The sequence below is a fragment of the Vreelandella venusta genome (assembly GCF_015689495.1).
Taxonomy (GTDB): Bacteria; Pseudomonadota; Gammaproteobacteria; order Pseudomonadales; family Halomonadaceae; genus Vreelandella; species Vreelandella venusta.
Map to the genome: position 1 here is coordinate 720,887 of NZ_CP065135.1, position 21,811 is coordinate 742,697.

The window sequence follows — 21,811 nt, forward strand, 5'->3', positions numbered from 1 at the left end:
CGCCTTGCTCCAGGTCTGGCAAGATAGCGTTTTCGGACGTTTGACGACCAAGGACACGGCATGGCGCATTTGCTACGCATCATTATGATTCACGGCCACTTGTCGGGGGTGGTTGAACTCAATGTGGATGGCCACACTAATATCTGCGGCACCAACGCGTCAGGCAAAACCACGCTTCAGCGGTTAGTGCCGGTGTTTTATGGCGAGCTGCCCAATAAGGTGGTGCCGAAAACCCGCATGAAGTTTGATGCCTTCTACTTGCCCACTCGTCAAAGCTATCTTGTCTACGAATACCGCCGCGAAGCAGGCAATGTTTGCCAAGTCGTGCTGACGCGCAAGCAAGAAGGTGGCGTGGAGTACCGATTTGTCGGTGCCCCTTACCGGCCAGAAGACTATCTGATCGAAACTGAAAAAGGCCCCTTGGCGCTGGAGTACCCACAGTGGTCTAGCGGACTGCGCCGCAGCGGGATTGCTGTCTCTTCCAAGTTGGGGGCCACCTCCGAGTTTCGCTCGGTGATTCAAAACGATTTTACCCAGCTGCACGGTAATAGCCGCGATGGATTAAAGCTGCGCCAAATCGCGGCGCAGTTTAGCCTGGTTAACCCTGAACGACGTATCCGTCATATCGAAAAACTGGTCTCTGCTGTGCATGCAAAAGAGGGCAAGATGGACACCCTCAAAACCATGCTGGCGGCAATTTTCGAAGAGGATGGCGTCGAGCTGCCAGTTACCCGTATTCGCAGTGCCAAGGCGCGGGAGTGGATTGCCCAGATGCGCCAGTCCATGCGCCTGGAGCCGCTGCAGGCTGCGCTGACCAAGCTTGGCGGCATCGACCGCGAATTGGCTCAGTTAGAGACCACGCTGTGGCAGTTGAAACCCCAGCTAAGCGCCGACTATCAGCAGGCAGAGAAGTGTATTGCGAACCTGGATGGTGAGTTAAACCGCCACCAGCGCGAATTCCAACAGCGTGAAAATGCCTACACCCAGCAGCGCGATGAGCTGAACGACCGCCACAGTGAAGTCGCAAGCGATTTGCAGCACACTCAGCGCCGCCTGAATGATCTGCAAACCCAGTTTGAGCACTACGCCGATGCCGATATGACCGGCCTGGAGCGAGACATCAACGCCTTGCCCCAGTGGCGTGAGCAGCGTGATCAGCTTCAGCAGCATCTGCAAGTCATGCAAGATGCGGTAAAAGAGAGCCAGGCGCGCTTAGATGGCCGGTTGCGCGAGCTTTCCGAAGCACTTGCCCGTCAAACTCAAGAAAACCAGGAATTGATAGATGCCCTGGTCGAGGAAAAAGCGCAGCGTCGCGAGCAGCAGTGGCAAGCCGAACAGCAGCATAACGAGCGCTATCAGCAAGCGCGCCAGCGGCTAGAGGGTGAGTATCAAGCGCAGTTAGAGCTGGGTGTTGAGCAGCTAGCCGAATTAAAAGCGCAGCTGGCAATGCCCACCCAAACTACTGAAGAAGCCCAAGAAGCTGAGCTTGCCCAAGCGCGTTTAGACCAAACACAGCAGGAACGCAGCGCCGCTTCTGCAACCTTGGAAGCGCTGCGCCGTGAGCTTGAAAGCCACAAACGTGAACGCGATGCCGCCGAGCAGCAGTTAGTGCAGTGTCGTCAGCAGCGTGAGCGGGCCGAACAGCACTGCTATGCACTCTATCAACAGCGCGACCCCGAGCAGGGTAGCCTGCGCCACTTCTTGCGTTACCACCGCCCCGGTTGGGAGCAGCAGCTTGGCAAGGTCATTGCGCCAGAGCTGCTTGAACGCCGCGACCTCGCCCCGCAGCTTGCTGAAGGCGCCAGCGATGACCTATTCGGGCTAGCGCTGGACCTAAGTGCCATTGCACTGCCGGATTATGCCCAGGACGAAGCCAGTTTGCTGGCGGCGATTGAAGAGGCGGATAGCGCCAAAAAGCATGCCCAAGCCGAGTGTGCCGCTGCCGAAAAAGCCCTAAAGCAGCACAACGAACGGGTTCAGCAGGCCGACGAAGCGCAAGATCAGGCGCGTATGGGGTATCAGCGGGCCGAACAGGAAGTGGAGTATGCCCTTGAGGCTCGCCGTCAGCAGCAAGAGCGCCATACCAAGCGCCAGCAGGCACGCCGAGCGGAGCACCAAGCGGCGTTGACTCGCCAAGAGCAGGCTCAGGCCGAACTGCGCGAAGAGAAACGCCAGTCGCTTGCCGAGCTTGCTGAGACACATCAAGGCCAGTTGCTGGAGTTAAAAGCCGACGCGCAAAGCCAACTGGATAGTCTTGATGCGCAGCTACGCCAGTACAAACAGCAGCTCAACGATGCCAACGCCGAACACAAGCGCCAGTGCAGTGAGCTGGAAGCCGCCTTTAGCCAGGAGCTTGCCGAGCAGGGTGTGGACCCCGCGCAGCTGCAGGAAACGAAGAAACGCCTAGAGCAGCAGAGTGAACGTATTCGTAAAATCGCCGCTCGCCAGGAAGAACTCACCGAGTATCAACGTTTTATGCGTGTGGAGTGGGGCCAGCACAAGCCTCAGCTGGTGGCCCAGGAAGCCGAGCTTGTTCAGCTTGATCAACAGTTGAAGCGCGAAAAAGCGCGCCTCAAAAATGACTTCCATAGCGCACGTGAAGCGCATCAGGCAGCGGTTAATAAACTAAAAATTCAGCGCGCAAATGCCCACGGCAGTGTAGAAGCCCTAAAGCCTTTACTGACCCAGTTGGAAAGTTTGGACATCGTTTCAGAGGGTGCACCCTTAGCGGAGGCCGTGGGTGATATGGAGGAGCGCATTGAGCGTGCGCGCCAAGCGTTAACCAGCCGCCATCAGCAGCTTGAGCAGCTGCGCCGGGGCTGCCTGGAGGTAGAAAGCCAACTGATTAAAGATGCCAGCAGCGGCTTTGCCGATGCACTGCAAAGTGAACGAGAGAAGCTGCCAAACGACAGTCCACGACTGATGTTGCCGCTGCTGCGTGACATGCTCAAACTATTGGAAGATCAACAGCAGCAGTTGATTCAGGAAGGGCGCAATTTAAGCGATGACCTGGATAAATTCTTTATTGTCTTCCGTGACTTAAACCGCCGTATTAGTGCGCAAAGTCGTCGGCTTTCCGACGAAGTGGCGGATGACCTGCGTTTAGAAGGCATCAGCAAAGCGGAAGTGCGCATTCAATCGACGATTGATGAACTGGGCTTCTGGGAGCCTTTAAAGCTGTTTGCCCAGCGCTATAAAGCGTGGCGGGAATCCGGCCAGATGCTGCCTAGCGACGATTATCTAAACGCACTGGCCGATGTGGTCGATTTGCTGCGCAGCGACCAGCAGTACAGCTTTGAAAGCCTGCTGCGCCTTGAGCTGCACCTAAACGAAGGTGGCACTGATCTGGTAATCAAAAACGACCGCCAGCTGTTGGAGTCTTCCAGCCATGGCATGGCCTACCTGATTTTATGTAAGTTTCTGCTGGCGTTTACGCGGCTGCTGCGGGGGGATGCACAAATCGCTATCCACTGGCCGATTGATGAAATTGGCACGTTGGCCTATCACAATGTCGAAAAGTTGTTCGACGCTTGTGACAGCAACCGTATCCATATTGTCGGTGCTTTCCCCAACCCCGAATCGGATGTGCTGCTGCTATTTGCTAATCGCTATCTGATTGAGCGGGACTCTAACCAGCCCAGCCAGCGCCTGCTAAAACGTATTGAGCCGCGCCTTAGCCCGCTTGCACAGCGGATCAAGGAGCGTCAGCAAGAGGTGACCGCATGATCGAACATGGCCCGCTATTGGAACGCTTACTGGCTGGTGAGTTTGTCTGCGCGATCAGTGACGACAATGCCTTTCGCCACCTGGCAAATGAAGAGACCCGCGACGCGATTGATGATTATCTGCGCCCGCTCAACCGCAGGCTGGCGAGCAATGATGAAGGCAGTGTCTACTTTTTAGCCTGGCGACAGCTTAATGAAGCCGCTCGGGAGCAGCTATCGCGCCAACTGAGTGACACGGTCAACAGCCTGTTACCGCTGCTGGAATGGCTGCAGCTGGTTCAAGAGGCGCTAGGCCGCGACACCTTGGCAGCCCCTGGCGATGTGCTTAAGCCCGCCGAGTTCAGCGCTAAGTGCGAAGACAACCAAAGCCTGCGTGAGCGCCTGGAAAGGCTGGCCACGGACAGCTTCTTTGGTTCCCAGAGCGACCAGTTGGATGCCCAGGTAAAGCAGCTATTTAAGCGCTTGAAAGAGCATGGCTATTTGCTTCAGCCCCATGCTGAGCGTCAGGTGTTTATAGTCACCGGTAAAATTGATTATCTGATCGAGGTGGTGCGCTTTATCCGCGATGAGGAAAACTTGCCCATCGATGCGGAGCGGGAAGAGGGTGCCCAGGAGGCGCTGCTGTGAGCGAACTGGAAAGCCGCCTGCTAAAAACTGGCGCTGAACGGCTGGCGCTATTGGGCAAGCATGCCGAACGACTGATGCAGGGCTACACTCGTGATGACGTGCCGTTAGACGGACTCAACGACAGTGCGCTGCGTAAGCTGTTGGCCGCTCGGGTGCTATGGCGGCCCGACGAGCAGAGCGGCGTAAAGCTCGCCCCCAAGGTGCGCGAACTGATCGCTGAAATGCTTGCCGACGAGACCCGCCGTCATGTAAATGCCGATGTCGCGGAAACCCTTGAGCTGGTGCGTTCGTTGGTGCACAGCTACCGGGAAGCCCGCAGCCGCGGCGAACATTGGCGACAGGAGCAGCAACTGCTGCGCCTGCGTCAGGAAGTTGATGATCTAGACGGCCGCTTTGCTGATGCCATTGATAGTCTCTGGCAGCGACTCAACAGCGATTTCGGCTTTGTTAGCCAGTTGAGCGATAAGATCCGCGAAAACGATCGCGCCCAGAAGCAGATTGTTAGATTGTTGGATGGCTTGGCACTGATCGACTTCGACGAGCTGATTGCGTTAGTAGGCAGCGATGGCAGCCTGCGTAAACTACTGATCAGCCAGCTACAACAGCGCTTAAGTCACCATTACACCAGCCTGCGGGAAGTGCAGCGGCGGTTAATTGAGCTAATGGCACGCTTTCGCAAACAGCAGGCACGCAGCCGCCTGATCAGCGGCATGGTCGCGTTTATGCGCGAACACCCAGGCTTTGTGCCGAGTAATTACGCCAAACGCAGCGATGTACCAGCGTTGTTCAACCACGCTGCGCCGTTACATGCCGCCGCTGCACCAGCGCTAGATCGCGCGCTAGAAAGTCGCGTGCTGGCCGAACTGCTGCATGAATTGCCAACCCCACGCCATGCCACGCAAACTCTTGAGTCGGCAGTGCCTTCGCTCACGCCGGAAGATACCCTTGCCGCTGCGCGCCAACAGGCGCTTAAACAAGATGTCGAACGCTTTTATCTTGCGGTGTTAGATCAGCCCCCCGCTAAGCCAATCAGCGCTCTCGCTTATCTGTATGACAGTCACCTCGACTGGCCGGATGAAATTTGGCTGTTTCAGGTGATCTCCGAATACCAGGGCTTACCACGTAGTGAGCAGCAGGCGTTTCGCTTACACCAAGACGAGTCACCGGCCAGCCCATTTAATGATCTGCGCCTGATTCATGACGTTGCACTGGCGGTGGCGGTATGAACGAAGTACTTCCCGCATCTGTCTATAAATTCTTACAAAAAATAGTCGTTGATCTGCGCACAAAGCCCAGCGTTGTTCGTAAACCGACCACGACGTTAATCAAGCTGCTGGACTGGTGCGATGCCCATGATGTTCCGCTTAGCTACGTGCGGCGCGGCGACGCACACCTCTTCAATGCACAGCAAATCAATGCAATCGACCTCACTCTGCAAGAGCTGGGGCAAACCCGAATAGGCAATTACCAAAGTGGCGCAAGCAGCATCCAGCAGGCCCAGAGTGGATACAATGAAGATAAAAACATCCGCGAAAAGCCCCGCGCTTCGCGAGTGTTAGTCAATCTGCCTGCAATCGCAGTCCCCACTTGGCTAACCACCCAACCACGTGCTATCCAGGATATTGACTGGCGCGACATCCACCTCAATGCGTGCGATGTTCTGATTCAGGTCGAAAACCTGGACAGCTTTTATGAATTTTCGCCGGATATTTCAGCATTAAGCGGCTACGATAACCCGCTGGTGGTCTACCTTGGCGATAGCTATTATGGCGGTGGTTCTTCCTTACTGGCCGAGGCTTGGTATAAAAACCATCGGCCACATATCTACGCCGGTGATTTCGATCCCAAAGGGATAAGCCAAGCAATGGATAGCAGAGCTACCCATATGCTCCTGCCCGCCATCGAGTGGCTCAGCCAAAATGCTACGCCGTTACACGTGCCCTCCAAACAGTTCACCAGTCAACGCAGGCTGCGCGAACATCTCGCTGTGCTACATCCAGCCCATCCGCTGCGTGACTACCTAACACTGATGCTAGAAAAACAGCGCGGGTTAAAACAGCAATGGTTTGGAGGGAGGCTAGTATGTATATCGCTCAGTTAAAAGCAGTCTTAGTGCTGTTGCTCAACTCCGCTATTTTAAGCTTTCCCCTAGTTGGCCGTTAACGGGGTTGCCGAAACGTGACGTTTGGGTAGTTTGCCAACAGTGGCTGTGCCCTAAAGGGGATGAATGGAGGAGGGGCAGGTGAGATGGCGACAACAATCGGTTTCGAGCCTAAGCGTGCATCTGTTAGTGCATCTTCATCGATCCTGTTAGTTAGCCATGTGCGCTTTTCTGATAAGGCCTAAGCTATAAAGACGTTTTCATGTTCCGTAGAGTAACCAATGAACAATAACAGCTATAGGATTAGGGCGATGAATCGCGAAGAGTTGGAGCTCGCGATGGAGTGGGCCGCAAAGGAAGGCTGGAATCCGGGGTTCCATGATGCCGACTGCTATTTTTCCACCGACCCTAAGGGTTTCCTCGTCGGCCTGCTTGACGACGAGCCTATCGCTACCATCTCGGTGATCAAATACGATGACGCCTTTGGTTTTCTTGGCTTCTATATCGTCAAGCCGGAATACCGGGGACAAGGGTATGGGCTTCAACTGTGGCAGGCCGGGATGAGCTATCTTCAAGGCCTGCACATCGGGCTCGATGGTGTCGTTGATCAGCAGGAAAATTACCGGAAATCCGGTTTTACGCTGGCCTATCGCAACATTCGCTACGAGGGAGTGGGTGGCGGAAAGGCGCCCCAGCACGCTGGGGTCGTCGATCTATCCAGCCTGCCTTTTGAGACCATTGACGCCTATGACCGGCCCTTTTTTCCTGCCAACAGGGAACAGTTCACCCGTGCCTGGATCAGCCAGCCCGATGCTCATGCGCTGGGCGTTATGCAGCATGGCGTGCTGTCTGGCTATGGGGTCATCCGAAAATGCCGTAACGGTTACAAGATCGGTCCCCTGTTAGCGGACAGCCCGGCATTGGCCGAGTCGCTTCTTCTCGCCTTGAGGGCCCGCACGACGCCATCGGACCCGATTTTCCTTGATGTGCCAGCCATCAACCCAGCGGCGGTGTCATTGGCCGAGCAGCATGGCATGAGGGCGTCATTTGAAACTGCCCGAATGTACCGGGGTGAGGCGCCAACTCTGCCGTTAGCTCGCCTATTTGGCGTGGCGTCTTTTGAAATCGGATGAGCGGGTGATGGGGTAAGCCGACTTCTACTAAGCAGTGGAGACAGCTCGAACTCAGATTTTCTACAGCCTCATTAGGAGTGAGATGAACCATCGATTCGTAGTCACCGGCGGCCCTGGTGGTGGAAAAACGACCATTCTGAGTGCTCTAGCGGAGCGTGGATATAGCTTCGCACCGGAGTCCGCTAGGAAAATAATCAAAGAGCGGTTAGCAGCGGGGTTATCGCCTCGACCGGATCCTGTCTCTTTTGCCCAAGAGATACTTAGTGCGGATATCGAAAAGTATCAGAATGCAGCCTCCTGCGACCGTGTCATGTTGTTTGATCGCGGAGTACTGGATGCTCTGTATATGCTCGATGCGGAGAGCGCATTAACGCGAGATGAAATAGCGCAATACGTTCAAAAATTTCCCTATAACAGCGTTGTCTTTCTTCTGCCGCCATGGAAAGAAATTTACGATACTGATTCAGAGCGTGATCAAACGTTTGAGGAGTCCGTAGCGGTGTTTGAGGGTATGAAAAGGTGGTATTCGCAATGGGGGTACGAAACACTAGAAGTCCCACGAGGCAATATTAATGAGCGTGTTGCGTTCATTTTGCAGTGTATACATACCCTCTAACAATTCACTGTTGGCGGAAAATTTTGCCACCGCTTAGCGGCTCAAAATTTTCCGCAGAGTGCGGCGTTATGAGTCATCTAGCCATTTTCCCAACCTCTGGACTGAGGAAGGGGGAGAGTGCTAACCATATCCAACTTAGAGGTAAAGTTCAGTGGACAGTACATCAAGTAAGGTTAAAGGCCATTGCCGTTGCGGACAGGTAGAATTTGAGGTTAGCGCTAAGCCAATGATCACCATGGCATGTCACTGCACAGGATGTCAGCAAATGACATCTAGCGCGTTTAGCTTGAGTTCGCTTTATCCGAGCGAGGCATTCTCAATTAAATCCGGAGAGCCTGTTATCGGTGGGCTGCATGGGAACACTCGCCACTATTTCTGCGGGCATTGTATGAGCTGGCTGTTCACTCGACCCGAAGGCATGGATAACTTTGTCAATGTTCGCTCAACGTTGCTAGAGGATTCTCGAACCTACAAACCATTTATTGAAACTTACACAGATGAAAAACTGGAGTGGGCGATCACTGGCGCAGAGCATAGTTTTTGTAAGTTTCCACCGCAGGAAAAGTTCCCCGAATTGCTTCAAGAATATGCGCAAAAACAAGGATAAACACAGCAGCGATGAATAGGGTGTGACACTAAACAATCAGCTACAGTGGAACAATTTACACTTCGCCTCCATCGTCCGCTGAGTTGGGCGTTATACCTGAGAGGAACCTCGGATGGGCCTTAAAGATCACTTTGCAATGCTGGCTTCCTACAATCAGTGGATGAACTCAAAGGTTTATGAGGCTGCAGGCCACCTCTCTGCCACTGATTTAGCCAAAGACCGTGGGGCATTCTTCGGTTCCATCTTAGGAACCCTGAATCATATCCTCGTGGCTGACACTATCTGGCTTAAACGGTTTGCTACACATCCCTCCTGTGTGGTCTCTTTGCGCGAGGTTGCTGATTTTCCAAAGCCGACTACGTTGGATCAGATTGTCTTTGACGATGTTGGTCGTCTGTCTGAACACCGACGCTGGTTGGATCAGAGGATTATCGATTGGGTAGCCGAACTATCCGACGGTGACCTGGATGTCATTCTCAGCTATCGCAATAGCAAGGGGGTTCCTGCAAATAAACGATACTCGAGCCTGGTTCTTCATTTCTTTAATCATCAAACTCACCATCGTGGGCAAGTTTCTACTTTGCTATCTCAGGCGGGTGTGGATATCGGGGTTACTGACCTTATGGTTCAGATTCCAGAGGAGCCTGAAGTATAACCAAGTTCGCCACGGCGATGCCCATTTAACTGTGGCTTCCCCTTTACTACAAAACTGTGCGTGTTGGCGGCATTAGCTGTCATGGCTGACATGTTCGTTATATTGTACATGTTGAGGTGTGGAGCTATACTTGTTCTGTAAAGCGTACATGTGGAGGCTCTATGAAAATTGTGTCTTTTACAGAAGCAAGAAATAGTTTGAAAACGGTATTAGATTCCGTTGTTAATGACGCGGATACAGCGGTGATTACTCGCCGTGATTCGGAAGATGCTGTTGTTATGTCGCTAGACTACTACAACAGTCTGATGGAAACGGTGCACTTACTGCGCTCACCAGCGAATGCTGAGCATTTGAATCGTTCAATAGAACAATTCAAAGCAGGTAAGGTAACCCACAGAGACTTGATTGATGAGTAGTCGTTTACTGTCATGGACTGACGAATCCTGGAGCGATTACCTGTATTGGCAAACCCAGGACAAAAAAACGCTGAAACGAATAAACAAGCTTATAAACGACGCTAGGCGTTCACCCTTTGAAGGTATTGGTAAACCAGAGCCGTTAAAGGAAAACTTAGCTGGTTTTTGGTCGCGACGTATAGATGATACGGATCGATTAGTCTACGCCGTTGATGATAATGCGATTACGATCATTTCGTGTCGTTATCACTATTAGATTCGGCCCTTCCACAGACCACCTCAAAGACCATTCAAAATAAGCGATGAACCTACTCTTCCTCGGCACCTCCGCTGGTGTGCCCACTAAACAAAGAAATGTCTCTGGGATCGCTTTGCGTGAAAGCAAAGGGAAGGGCTGGTACCTGGTTGATTGTGGTGAGGGCACCCAGCATCAGGTCTTGCGTACCAAGCTGTCGTTCCATTCGTTGAAGGCTATCTTGATTACTCATGTGCACGGCGACCACTGCTACGGGCTGCCGGGCATTTTGGCGAGTGCCGCCATGGGTGGCCGGAAAGCGCCACTGACCATTGTTGCCCCCGCGGATATCAAAACTTGGTTGGCGGCAACCTGTGAGGTGACGCAGCTATGCTTACCTTTCGCTTTGGAATTTATCGACTCGGACGACCTGCCTAGCGTTGAGTTTGAGAACATCGCCGTTGAGACATTCAGTCTTTCGCATCGGGTGGCGTCTTATGCTTATGCGTTTACGGAGCGCAAGGTTGATGCTGCCCTGGACGTGGCTAAGCTAGCGCAAAAGGGGATTCCAAGAGGGCCGCTGTGGGGACAGTTGAAGCAAGGGATTGATATTGAGTTTGCAGGTGAGCCGTTAAGAAGCCAGGACTACTTAATCTTCAAGAACACGCCTAGGAAAGTGGTGATCGCTGGGGATAATGATCAACCTGACTTATTGAGCGAGGCGTGTGCTGAAGCGCAGGTGTTGGTGCATGAAGCTACCTATACCGAAGAGATGGCCGAGAAGGCCGGCGATGTGGGGCATAGCTACGCCAAACTTGTTGCTGCTTTTGCCGAATCGATAAAGCTACCTAATTTGGTGCTGACGCACTTCAGCCCTCGCTATCAGCTCAGCCCCCATGCGTCGCCGTCTATCGAGGACATCTGCCAAGAAGCTGAGGGCGCCTATTCCGGCTCGCTTTTCTTGGCGCGGGATTTTAGCGAATACACCTTGGAAAAAACGGGCCACTTTTCTGAGGTGGTGGGCGAGTAGTTTTCCGCGCGTTTATCAGTAGTGATACCGAAGCTGGACGATCAGCAGCGCTTCGTAGTCTTCAAGCACTGGCTTCTAAGGAAGCCAGTGCTCACTTCGTTATCCCACAGGTTTTTCCAAAAGCTGTCTTAAATGCTGTCTCAAAACCTATTTCAAACGCTGTCTCAAGAACACTATTTCAAAAACTCCCGCAAGGTATCGCTGGCTTGGTCGATAGAGACAACGCCATCTAAATGGCCGCGGTTGCCTTCCAGGGTTTCAAGCGTTACTTCGGTGCCGTCGGCTTCTATCAGCTCGGCAGTGCGACGCACGCCTTCGGGGGCGAAAACGAGATCGTTTTCGCTGTAGAGCATTAGCGTCGGGGCGTCGATGGCGGCCAGTCCTTCTTCTAACGAATCACCGTGGCCAGTCATAAAGAGCTGGTTGGCACGAACCAAATACAGCAGATGGTTGGCATCGGAAAGTTCGGCGCGGGCGGCGGCGACGTCATCTAGCGTTTGCTCAATGGCGTAGCGGGCGTTGATATCTTGAGCGGGGTCGCGCTCTTCATCGGCCCAATCGCGGTTGAAGGTTTCGTTGGCCCACTGCCAGTGATTGGCGTTAAGTGTGACGATCTTGAGCGCTTCTTTTAGGCCATCGGTGGGTGGCTCGCCATCGTAGTAGTCGCCTTCATTCCAGTTGGCATCTAAGCGGATGGGCGCTGCCCAAGCGCTAAGCGTTGCCAGCAACCAGGGGTCGGCAACGCCGCCACCGATAACGGGAATCAACCTATCCACTTTGTCAGGGTAAGCACTGGCCCATTCAAACGCTTGCAGCGACCCCATGGAGGCGCCCATGACTGCATGTAGCGACTCAATGCCCAGGCTCTCTAACAGCGCACGCTGTACTTCGACAAAATCGCGAATCGTTACCACAGGAAAGTCCATTCCCCACGGTTTGCCGGTGTCTGGATTGATAGAGGCGGGACCAGTGGTGATGACATTGGGGTCGTGGGCGTTGAGGTTCACCAGCGTATCGGACGCAATAATGTAGTACTCGTCGGTATCCAGTGGCTTACCGGGGCCGATGATGGCATCCCAATAGCCGGTTGGCTCGCCATCTGGGTCATAACGACCTGCTGCGTTGCTGGTGCCAGAAAAGAAATGGGTAATTAAAATGGCATTGTCACGGGCGTCGTTTAATTCACCGTAGGCTTCCCAGCCCACCGCAAGTTCGGGAATCATCTCGCCGCCTTGGGTGGTGAAGTCCTGCATCTCAAAGACTTGTTTTTCGACGACGCCATCCCAGGCTAGTAGTGGTGATGCTGCGAGTAATCCGAGGCTGGTAACTGTCACCACGGTCCATAAAGAGTGTCGTTGCGTGAGAACCATTCGCCTTCCTTAAATGAGGGGTTGTTATGATTGTTGTTGGCAATGCTGCGTTGCCACCCCCTAGTTTAGTCGGCTTTAGCGCATTTTAAATGGGTTTAGCCCGTTAGCTTGTTGCATCATCATGCGTTTGGCGAGCGGTACGCGTTCGGCTAAGTGCAGGCTGAGGTCGCCCAACTGGCGTAGCGGTTTTGCACCGGTAAACAAGTGATGGAAGCTATCGGTGGCGGCAATCATTGCTTGGTTGGCCAAGCGGCGCTGGCATTCGAAGCGGTGCAGGTTGATAGAGTCACCTGGGTCTCGGCCTTTGATGATCAGTTCTGCCAGGGTATCGGCATCGTGCAGACCAATATTCAGCCCTTGTCCGGCCAGCGGATGCACCACATGGGCGGCATCGCCGATCAATGCTAAGCGCTTGCCGATATAGCGTTTGGCGTGCTGACGTCTAATTGGAAAGCTCGCCTTTGCGACCACTCGCGTTAGCTTGCCTAGCCGCTTGGGAAAGGCTGTTTCAATGGTCGTTTTTAGGGCGTCGTTGGAGAGCTGTTCACGAGCTTTGGTGGCTTCGTCGCTGTCATACCACACCAGCGATGCACGATGGCCTGGTAAGGGAAGCATGGCAACCGGGCCGGTTGGGGTGAAGCACTGCCAGCTAATATCCTGTTGGGGTAGCTCGGTTTCTACATTAATAATCATCGCCCGCTGATGGTAGTCGTAGCTACTAACGGCAATGCCCGCAAGTTCTCGTAATGTTGAATGCGCGCCATCTGCGCCAACAATCAAACGGGCACTTAAGGTTTTGCCGTTATCTAGCTCTAGCATGCGGCCGGTGCTGGCCGCCATGGTGCTGAGCGGTGCGCACTGGGTGTAGCAGGTCACGCTGGGAAGATTCTCTAAACGTTGCCACAACGCATATTGCAGGGTGCGGTTTTCGATAAAAATGCCGAAGTCGTCCATACCGCTGTCTTGGGCAGAAAACAGCGAGTGGCCGGAGCCATCCTGGTTGGCGACATCAATATGACGAAACGGGCAGCAGCGCTCTTCGGAAAGCACGGTGCCGCTCGCTTTTACAAACGCCAATGAACGGGCATTGAGTGAGGAGATACGCAGGTCATAATCGCCGCTGAGCGGGGTGGGGGCGCTGCCGCGTTCTACCAGCCCAACCGACATGCCGGTATGGCCTAAACGAGCCGCTAGAGCGGCACCCACCATGCCACCGCCGACAATGATAATCTCGTGATCCCACTGCATGAGACACTCCTTACGTTGAATAACGAGGGCATATTGCATGACCCTTTATTGTCATACAGTATCGGTTACTTGTCGCAGTGTTGCATAGGGTGATCCATTGACGCAGGCCGTGGAAATGACAAATAGCATCGTGCAGGCGGGGGAGGCGCTGGCAGGGTTTATCGAGCGCCACCCCAAACTGTGGGTGATTACTGGTGCGGGAGTAAGCACCGATAGCGGCATTCCTGATTACCGCGATGCCGACGGGCAGTGGAAGCGACCGCCGCCGGTACAGCATGGCGATTTTATGGCCTCACTTGCCGTGCGCCAGCGTTATTGGGCGCGTGCATTGATCGGCTTCAAAGCTATGCGAGAAGCCCAAGTGAGCGGTGCGCATAAGGCGTTAGCGGCGCTTGAAAGCATGGGCTACGTGGAACTGCTGGTAACACAGAACGTGGATCGTCTGCATCAGCGGGCTGGTTCCAGCAAGGTCATTGATCTGCATGGGCGAGCAGACGTGGTGGCGTGCATGGCATGCGGTTATCAACTTATGCGCCACGCCGTGCACAGCGAAATGGCCAGGATGAACCCAAGTTTTGCAGCGCTAGATGCTCACTATGCGCCCGACGGCGATGCGGATTTAGAGACTGATTTTTCGACATTTAGGGTGCTGGATTGCCCGCGCTGCCAAGGCATCTTAAAGCCCCAGGTTGTTTATTACGGTGATGTGGTGCCGCCAGCACGGCGATTGGCTGCCCAAGCGGGGCTACAAAACGCTGATGCCGTGCTGGCTGTGGGCACCTCGTTGATGGTGTATTCCGGCTACCGCTTGTGCCGCGATGCCCACGCCATGGGCTTACCGGTGGCCTCGCTGTCGTTGGGCGTCACGCGGGCTGATGCGCTATTAACCCATCAGTGGCGTGCGCCGTTAACGCCAGTGTTAGAGCACGCTGTCAGCTGTTTGCGGCAGCGTTTACTTGACTAAAGTGCTAGGGTACTAAGTAACGATTGTCACCAACAGCGGAGTCACCCGTGCTGTCATTTGAACACCAGTTTGCAACGCTTCCCGAGCCACTGTGGGTTGCCTGCCAGCCAACGCCAGTGAGCCAGCCCACGCTGATTGTATTTAATCAGCGCCTGGCAGAAACGCTGGGGATTGAGTCAGAGCTGAAGAATAAGCCTGATGATGCCACCCTTGCCCAATGGTTTAGTGGTAACCAATTGCCACCGGGCGCAGAACCACGGGCGCTTGGTTACGCTGGGCATCAGTTTGGTAATTTTGTACCGCAGTTGGGCGATGGTCGCGCACTGTTGCTGGGCGAGGTCGTCGATAAGGCTGGGATACGGCGCGACGTGCAGCTCAAGGGTAGCGGCCGCACACCATTTTCCCGTAGCGGTGATGGCCGTTCTCCATTAGGCCCAGTGCTACGGGAGTATCTGGTCAGTGAGTTTATGGCTGCAATGGGCGTACCCACCACCCGCGCGTTAGCCGCCGTTTTGACCGGTGAGCGAGTCGTGCGCCAACTGCCTGAGCCAGGCGCAGTCTTTACCCGCGTGGCAAGCAGTCATATTCGTGTAGGCACTTTTCAATTTGCAGCGGTACGTAGAGACGAAGCTGCCCTGAAAGCGTTGGCTGATCATGTGATTGAGCGCCACTATCCCGAAGCCGCTAGTGCAGACGATCCTTATTTAGCCTTGTTAGAAGCGGTGGTTGCTCGCCAAGCAGCGCTAGTGGCGCGGTGGATGAGCCTTGGGTTTATTCATGGCGTGATGAATACCGATAACTGCAGCATTGCTGGAGAGACCATTGATTACGGCCCGTGTGCCTTTATGGAGCAGTTTGACCCGCAAAAAGTCTACAGCTCGATTGATCAAGGCAAGCGCTATGCCTTTGATAACCAGCCCGCCATTGCTCAATGGAACCTAGCCCGCTTTGCCGAAACGCTGCTGCCGCTGATGCGCGAAGAGGGCGATACCGTCGTTGAGCAGGCCACTGATATCATCCGCCGCTTTGGGTCACTGTTTGATGCCGAGCAACGCCGCCTGCATGCGGATAAGCTTGGCCTTGCAGCGGACAGTGACCAAGAGGTAACGCTAATGGCGGCGCTGGAAAGTCAGATGCACCAGGGGCAGATGGATATGACCGCTACCTTTGATGCGCTGACGCATTACGCCAGCACTGCAAGTGAAACGCACAAGGAAGCACTGCTGGCGCTGACGACTCAGCCCAATGAGTTGGCGGCATGGCTAGATAAGTGGCAAGCCGTACAGGTTGCCAGCCAAGACAGCGAGCGCTTAGCTGCTATGCGGCGTGCTAATCCGGTTGTTATTCCCCGCAATCACCGCATTCAGGAAGTTATTGATGCGGCTTATGAAGGCGATTTTACGCCGTTTCACAGCTTACTTGCGGTGGTCACCCAGCCCTTTGATGAATCCGCAGAAGCACGCCGCCTTGCAGCCCCCGCAACGGAAAACGAGCAGGTACTAAGAACATTTTGCGGTACTTGATTTACCCAAGCTGAAAAGTAAGCCATCACGGCGGTAATAGCTCATAGCGGGGGTCTTTCGCCATGGCCGGAAAACAGTTCCCGACTTTTCCGGCATTCCCGCCATCCTTGGCGGTCAGATGGCGAAAGTAGCGCCCACGGACGGGTTCACAGCGCCCCCGCGAAGAGCTGTTCCGCCTAGCACATCAGTGATGTCATTGCTCACATCACTCTTGTGGTAAACTGTGATTATTTACAGGTAAGGGCGGAGGCAAGGGCAACCTGTGCGCAAAATTATTCATTGCGACTGTGACTGCTTCTACGCAGCGGTTGAAATGCGCGACAACCCAGCGCTTAACGATGTGCCTATTGCGATAGGTGGCAGCGTTGAGCAGCGCGGGGTTGTCGCTACTTGTAACTACCCCGCCCGCGAATTTGGCATCCATTCGGCCATGCCCATGGCGCAGGCACTCAAACGCTGCCCACATTTGACCGTGATCCGCGGTGATATGGCCAAATACAAAGCGGTGGCGCGTCAAGTGTTTGCGATTTATCGCGATGTGACCGAACTGATTGAACCGCTCTCGCTAGATGAAGCCTTTTTAGACGTTACTGATGTTTCCCTGTGCAACGGCAGCGCCACCCGCATGGCCGAAGCGATTCGCCAACGGGTTAAGCAGGAAGTAGGCATTACCGTCTCGGCAGGCGTCGCGCCCAACAAGTTTCTTGCCAAAATTGCCAGCGACTGGCGTAAACCCGATGGTCTGTTTGTGATCACGCCGAACGATATCGATGGCTTTGTGCAGCAACTGCCGGTCAAGAAAATCCACGGGGTAGGGCCGCGCACGGCTGAAAAATTGGCGGGGTTGGATATTCAAACCTGTGCGGATTTGCGGGCTCGCCCGCTCACCGAGCTGGTCGAACAGTTTGGCCGCTTCGGGCATCGGCTGTTCGAGCTTAGCTTTGGGCGCGACGAGCGGCCGGTGAAAACCCATCGTGAGCGTAAATCGATCAGCACCGAGCAAACCTACTCCCAGGACTTACCTACCCTGGAAACCTGTCGCCAACAGATACCGGATCTGCTCAACGACTTAGAGCAGCGCTATGCCAGACTAGACCCCGCGCCCGCCGTGCGCGGGTTAATGGTAAAGATAAAATTCAATGACTTTACCCAAACGACAGTGGAGCACGCCGACCCCGCACCCAACCAGGAGCAATTCGAATCCCTGCTGACTATTGGTTGGGCGCGAGGGGAGAAGCCAGTTCGGCTACTAGGTGTGGGCTACCGCTTGGCAGAAGAAGCCGCCGTTCAGCAACTCTCGCTGTTTTAATTAGCCTGTTAATACTTATGTCGATTGACGCTCATACAAAGGCGCGTTAAAACAGACGTATGATAGTTTTTGTGCTTACTAGCTAGCGTGGCGTGCCCCACGTAGCATTTCTGTCTTCTTATCCTGCGAGCTAACCATGTCTGCCCATGCCACCCAACGCCCTCGTTTAGTGTTTGCCCATGCGAATGGCTTTCCTGGCTTAAGCTATCGCACGCTGCTGGAACCACTGGCAGAGTCGTTTGACCTCCATCCGCTAGATCGATTGGGTCATCACCCAGACTACCCGGTGAACCATAACTGGGGCAATTTAGTCGATGAGCTGTTGAGCTATTTACCGGTTACAGACGCACCGCTATTAGGTGTTGGTCACTCGTTAGGCGGTACGCTGATGGCCATGGCGGCAGATAAGCAGCCAGAACGCTTCTGCGGCGTCATTATGCTTGACCCGCCGTTGATGCTGGGGCCGGATGCCTGGGTGATGAAAGCGGCGAAGCGATTTGGTTTTATGGATCGCATCACCCCTGCTGGTAAAACCCAGGGGCGGCGCAGTGTGTGGCCTAGCCGAGAAGCCATGGCTGACTCGCTGCGACGCCGAGGGCTATTTCGCCGCTTTACCCCAGAGGCATTGAACGACTACATTGAAGCAGGTACGCGCTTACTGGATGACGGTAGCGCTGAGCTAACCTTTGACCCAGGTATTGAGGTAGAGATTTTTCGCCACCTACCGGATCACCTGTCGGGATTGCCACGGCGAGTCGGTGTGCCGGTCCACTTGGTAGTAGGGCAGGAGTCGCACTTACTCACCCCTACACGGGTCAAGCGGCTTCAGCGTCGTGGGTTAGTTACTAGCGAAGTTCCCGGCACCCACATGTTCCCTATGGAGCATCCTGATGAGACACGGGCGGCTATATTGGCGGCCTGGCAGAGCTTTTCACAAGGAGCCAGTAAGCGCGCATAAAGCGCATAAGGAGGCAGGATGTATCTTTCCGTACAGCTAAGCTATTACCCCCTGGCCGATGATTTTAAGCCAGTGGTGAAAGACGTGGTAAAACGTTTGGAAGCCACGGGATTAGAAGTTCACCCTAATCGAATGAGTACCCAAGTGTTCGGGGAATTCGATGCGGTGATGACCGCTTTAAGCGATGTGATGAAGTGGTCGTTCGAGACTCACGGTAAAGCGGTCTTTACAGCTAACTTCCTCGAAGGCGACCGACGCCCGCGTTAAAGCAACGCCGCCCGATTGGACCGGGCGGCATTTTTTTGATGGCTACCTGCGCTTAACCGGCCATGACTCTGGGCAACCATAGAGCTATTTGTGGCCAGATACTGACCAGCAGTGCAGCTACACACATGAGCAGGAAAAATGGTAGCGAAGCCCAGGCTACGCGGCTGATACTTTCACCTGTCAGGCTTTGCAGTACAAAGAGATTGAAACCGACGGGTGGGGTAATTTGTCCAAGCTCGATCATAATAATCAGAAAGATACCGAACCAAATGGGGTCAAACCCCGCTAGCAAGACAATCGGCAGCGTAATTGGCAAGCTCATCACGGTAATTGAAATGCCATCTAGGAACAGCCCCAGCACGATATAGAAAATGGCCAGGGCAAACAGTAGTACCATGGGGCTAAAGCCCTGCTCGGCAATCCATCCAGCCAACTCGCGCGGAAGATGCAGATACCCCATTGCCGTGGACAAAAGCGTGGCCGCGATGAGAAGGCTACATACCATGATCGACGTTATGAGCGTTCCACGAAATGCATCAATAAACAGCCTGATGTTTAGCTGTCTTTCAAACCCTAATAGCAGCAAAGTGGCCCCAACACCCACCGCTGCCGCTTCTGAAGGCGTTGCAATACCGCTATAGATTGATCCAATCACGATGGAGATCAGCACCAATATGGGCAGCAGTAATATGAAGGACTGCCAGATCGTCTGATCAGATATCACACTCTTGGGTGCCAAAGCTGGCGCCATCCATGATCTCAAGCCGATATAGCAGCTGTATAGAAAGGCTATCAACAGTCCGGGCACCACGCCCGCCATAAATAGCTGACTGATGGAGACTTCGGCCTGAACACCATAGACGATCATTACAATCGATGGCGGTATCAATAGACCCAGACTACCGGCACCCGCTAATGAGCCAATGGATAGGTTTCTGTCGTAGTCTCTCTGTTTCAGCTCTTGCGTGGTAATTTTACCAATCGTAGCGGTTGTCGCCGCACTTGATCCGCTTACTGCCGCAAACAGGGTGCAGCCCAAAACGTTGGTATGCAGGATTCCGCCAGGCAAGTGGCTGGTAATCGGCACCAGACCCTTAAACAGGCGCTCAGAGATATTAGAGCGAAATATTAATTCTCCCATGAGAATAAACAAGGGAATGGCTGATAACTCCCAGCTATTGCTAGCTCGGTATAAAATTCGCGATAAAATCAGGCCAATGCGATCTGCACTGAAATCTCCAAACAGCCAGAGAGAACCTATGGAAACTGCCAGCATGGCGGCAAAAATCCAAGTCCCCATGGTCAGTAAGAAAAGCAGCAGAAGCGCAACGCCTATAGCCGTCCAAAAAATATCCATGAGTCACTTCCCATCAGTTAAATCTTATTCAGTTACAGGCAAGTACTGAGAGCGCAGCATCAGTATTTTCAAGGCTCTGACAAGAAGCGAAAAGGAGATCAGCCACATGCCAATCAGTATGGCGCCTTCAGGTATCCAAATCGGCGTTTCCGCGAGTGTTTCACTGACCACACCGCGGCTAAAGCTTCGCTGAACATTCTGAAACCAGAACGTAGATATCCATAAAAAGCAGCTGGCAGTTAATAGGCTACTGAAAAACTCAAGCGGCCACCGCCTATTCGCAGGGATACGCTCAAGTAGCAGGGAAACTCTGATAAGCCCCCCTTTTTCAAGTACATAAGGGAGGCCCAGAAAAGACATCGTGGCGACTGCATAGCCAATATACTCATCCAGGATATAGGTGGAGTGGCCAAAAAACCTCAGTGCTATCTCCAACAGAATATGCCCAAGCATATAAACTATCAGCATGATGGCAATCACTGCGCCGGCTCTATTAAGTAGCATGGAGATGCGCTCCATGCTCTTTAGCATGATCATTGCTCGCCCCTGAACTCAGTCAAAATTGACCGACCCATATCACCGGTGTTTTCAAGCCAGCTCTCAACAACGCTGGTTGATGCTTCAGAGAGGGCATTCAGCAAATCAGCTGAGACGGGATCACTGATGGCTACGTCGTGCTCGCTAAGCGTCTGGTAGTTTTCTTCGGTACGTACCTCAACCGCCGCCCAATTATGCTGGTCGGTCAGATTGGCTGCTTCAAGAAGGGCCTGCTGCTGTTCAGCGTTCAATGAATCAAATACTGCCTTGTTCATATGAACCATATTAAGCGGAATGGCATATTGAACCGCTGAAAAATGATCTTGATGCTCCCAGAAGCTGCCGTTGGCACCGGCTTCTGCCGAGGTTAATACCGCGCTGATGCCGCCGGTCGCCAACTGCGGCACCACATCGCCCCACGACAGACTTACGGGGGAGGCGCCCACGTTGCGAAAGGTCTCCGTTCCATTGCGGTCAAAGGTACGGATTTTCAAGTTTTCAAGATCGCTCTGATTGGCTATTGCTGTTTTTGACCAGATACCGCTGGGTGGCCAGGGAGATGCATAGAGTAATATTTGATCATTATCTTCAAATACATTTTCATAGTAAGGTTTGGCTATTTCATATAGGCGTCGTGCATCTTCAATATCTTCCACAATAAACGGTAAGGAAGAGAGTAAAAAAATGGAATCAATCCCGCTCATAGTGCCCGAGAGCGTATCAGCTATATCAACGGCGCCATCAGCGACAGCATAAAAGTGGTCACCTGAGTTAAACCCTAATGCTCCCCCTGTATGCAGCGTAATACCTATATCGCCACCTGTTAGCTCTTTTACTTTATCAATAAAGTAAGCATCTCCCTGAGCATGTATTGACGTAGCGTTATACTCATTGGAAAAATCCATACTGATTGATTGCGCATAGGAATAGCCGCTAACCAGCAACATGCCTAACGCCATGGACGCTTTACTGAGCGGTTTAAAACTGCTGTTTTTCATAGTAGTTTTAGAAATCATGCAATCTTCCCCACTGTTTATTATTGAAGATTTCTTAAACTACAGTCATTGACCAGCCAACTATTTCTAATAGCGACGTGAAGGGACCGGATGGCGACACGGTTGTTAAAATCGATC

Annotated in this window: 21 protein-coding genes; 16 read left to right on the forward strand and 5 right to left on the reverse strand. The window is 53.4% G+C overall.

What is annotated here, in order from left to right; translation table 11 throughout:
* The first annotated feature begins 60 nt into the window (after positions 1-60).
* The 11 genes from IR195_RS03500 (at position 61) to IR195_RS03550 (ending at position 11,145) form a co-directional block, all read left to right on the forward strand.
* Positions 61-3,726, forward strand: coding sequence for an ATP-binding protein (locus IR195_RS03500; RefSeq protein WP_206048751.1), 3,666 nt, complete (start codon positions 61-63; stop codon positions 3,724-3,726).
* Entirely contained in the window at positions 3,723-4,352 is a 630-nt protein-coding gene (locus IR195_RS03505) for a condensin complex protein MksE (protein WP_146944708.1), read from the forward strand. The genes IR195_RS03500 and IR195_RS03505 overlap by 4 nt, the downstream gene beginning before the upstream one ends.
* Positions 4,349-5,578 carry a hypothetical protein gene (locus IR195_RS03510; RefSeq protein ID WP_206048752.1) on the forward strand — a complete coding sequence of 410 codons (1,230 nt, stop codon included), beginning with the start codon at positions 4,349-4,351 and terminating at the stop codon, positions 5,576-5,578. Before IR195_RS03505 ends, IR195_RS03510 begins: the two co-directional genes overlap by 4 nt.
* On the forward strand, positions 5,575-6,453 hold the full coding sequence (locus IR195_RS03515; RefSeq protein ID WP_206048753.1) for a DUF7281 domain-containing protein: 879 nt from the start codon (positions 5,575-5,577) through the stop codon (positions 6,451-6,453). Before IR195_RS03510 ends, IR195_RS03515 begins: the two co-directional genes overlap by 4 nt.
* Positions 6,454-6,764: 311 nt before the next feature.
* Entirely contained in the window at positions 6,765-7,586 is an 822-nt protein-coding gene (locus IR195_RS03520; RefSeq protein ID WP_241006788.1) for a GNAT family N-acetyltransferase, read from the forward strand.
* 82 nt (positions 7,587-7,668) lie between these two features.
* Positions 7,669-8,202: an AAA family ATPase gene (locus tag IR195_RS03525; protein ID WP_206048755.1), complete on the forward strand. Its 534-nt coding sequence runs from the start codon at positions 7,669-7,671 to the stop codon at positions 8,200-8,202.
* A 226-nt stretch (positions 8,203-8,428) separates the two neighbouring features.
* A complete protein-coding gene (locus tag IR195_RS03530) occupies positions 8,429-8,809 on the forward strand; it encodes a GFA family protein (RefSeq protein ID WP_125753443.1) in 381 nt (126 codons plus the stop codon).
* A 112-nt stretch (positions 8,810-8,921) separates the two neighbouring features.
* Entirely contained in the window at positions 8,922-9,464 is a 543-nt protein-coding gene (locus IR195_RS03535) for a DinB family protein (RefSeq protein ID WP_206048756.1), read from the forward strand.
* 161 nt (positions 9,465-9,625) lie between these two features.
* Positions 9,626-9,880 carry a type II toxin-antitoxin system Phd/YefM family antitoxin gene (locus IR195_RS03540; RefSeq protein WP_125745710.1) on the forward strand — a complete coding sequence of 85 codons (255 nt, stop codon included), beginning with the start codon at positions 9,626-9,628 and terminating at the stop codon, positions 9,878-9,880.
* A complete protein-coding gene (locus tag IR195_RS03545; protein WP_206048757.1) occupies positions 9,873-10,136 on the forward strand; it encodes a Txe/YoeB family addiction module toxin in 264 nt (87 codons plus the stop codon). The genes IR195_RS03540 and IR195_RS03545 overlap by 8 nt, the downstream gene beginning before the upstream one ends.
* A 46-nt stretch (positions 10,137-10,182) precedes the next feature.
* Positions 10,183-11,145 (forward strand): ribonuclease Z, encoded by a 963-nt coding sequence (locus tag IR195_RS03550; RefSeq protein ID WP_206048758.1) that lies wholly within the window; start codon positions 10,183-10,185, stop codon positions 11,143-11,145.
* 173 nt (positions 11,146-11,318) lie between these two features.
* On the opposite strand, the gene IR195_RS03555 is transcribed toward IR195_RS03550, so the two are convergent.
* Both IR195_RS03555 and IR195_RS03560 read right to left on the reverse strand, forming a co-directional pair.
* Positions 11,319-12,515 (reverse strand): E22 family MetX-like putative esterase, encoded by a 1,197-nt coding sequence (locus IR195_RS03555; RefSeq protein ID WP_206048759.1) that lies wholly within the window; start codon positions 12,513-12,515, stop codon positions 11,319-11,321.
* Between the two features lie 75 nt (positions 12,516-12,590).
* Positions 12,591-13,763 (reverse strand): UbiH/UbiF/VisC/COQ6 family ubiquinone biosynthesis hydroxylase, encoded by a 1,173-nt coding sequence (locus IR195_RS03560; protein ID WP_206048760.1) that lies wholly within the window; start codon positions 13,761-13,763, stop codon positions 12,591-12,593.
* Positions 13,764-13,878: 115 nt separating this feature from the next.
* Here IR195_RS03560 and IR195_RS03565 point away from each other — a divergent pair, with 115 nt between their 5' ends.
* The 5 genes from IR195_RS03565 to IR195_RS03585 all read left to right on the forward strand — a co-directional run bounded on the left by IR195_RS03565 (position 13,879) and on the right by IR195_RS03585 (position 18,784).
* A complete protein-coding gene (locus tag IR195_RS03565) occupies positions 13,879-14,727 on the forward strand; it encodes an NAD-dependent protein deacetylase (RefSeq protein ID WP_206048761.1) in 849 nt (282 codons plus the stop codon).
* A 47-nt stretch (positions 14,728-14,774) separates the two neighbouring features.
* Positions 14,775-16,250, forward strand: coding sequence for a protein adenylyltransferase SelO (locus IR195_RS03570; protein ID WP_186808848.1), 1,476 nt, complete (start codon positions 14,775-14,777; stop codon positions 16,248-16,250).
* A gap of 262 nt (positions 16,251-16,512) precedes the next feature.
* Positions 16,513-17,559, forward strand: a complete 1,047-nt coding sequence (dinB, locus tag IR195_RS03575; RefSeq protein ID WP_206048762.1) for a DNA polymerase IV — start codon at positions 16,513-16,515, stop codon at positions 17,557-17,559.
* 136 nt (positions 17,560-17,695) lie between these two features.
* A complete protein-coding gene (locus IR195_RS03580; RefSeq protein WP_125745724.1) occupies positions 17,696-18,517 on the forward strand; it encodes an alpha/beta fold hydrolase in 822 nt (273 codons plus the stop codon).
* 18 nt (positions 18,518-18,535) lie between these two features.
* Positions 18,536-18,784, forward strand: a complete 249-nt coding sequence (locus IR195_RS03585; protein WP_125745725.1) for a YkoF family thiamine/hydroxymethylpyrimidine-binding protein — start codon at positions 18,536-18,538, stop codon at positions 18,782-18,784.
* A 52-nt stretch (positions 18,785-18,836) separates the two neighbouring features.
* Here IR195_RS03585 and IR195_RS03590 read toward each other — a convergent pair whose 3' ends face one another.
* The 3 genes from IR195_RS03590 to IR195_RS03600 are packed head-to-tail and all read right to left on the reverse strand — an operon-like array spanning position 18,837 to position 21,694.
* Positions 18,837-20,141: a TRAP transporter large permease gene (locus tag IR195_RS03590; RefSeq protein ID WP_206048763.1), complete on the reverse strand. Its 1,305-nt coding sequence runs from the start codon at positions 20,139-20,141 to the stop codon at positions 18,837-18,839.
* A gap of 24 nt (positions 20,142-20,165) precedes the next feature.
* On the reverse strand, positions 20,166-20,678 hold the full coding sequence (locus IR195_RS03595) for a TRAP transporter small permease (RefSeq protein WP_206048764.1): 513 nt from the start codon (positions 20,676-20,678) through the stop codon (positions 20,166-20,168).
* On the reverse strand, positions 20,675-21,694 hold the full coding sequence (locus tag IR195_RS03600; protein WP_241006789.1) for a TRAP transporter substrate-binding protein: 1,020 nt from the start codon (positions 21,692-21,694) through the stop codon (positions 20,675-20,677). Before IR195_RS03600 ends, IR195_RS03595 begins: the two co-directional genes overlap by 4 nt.
* Positions 21,695-21,811: the final 117 nt, after the last annotated feature.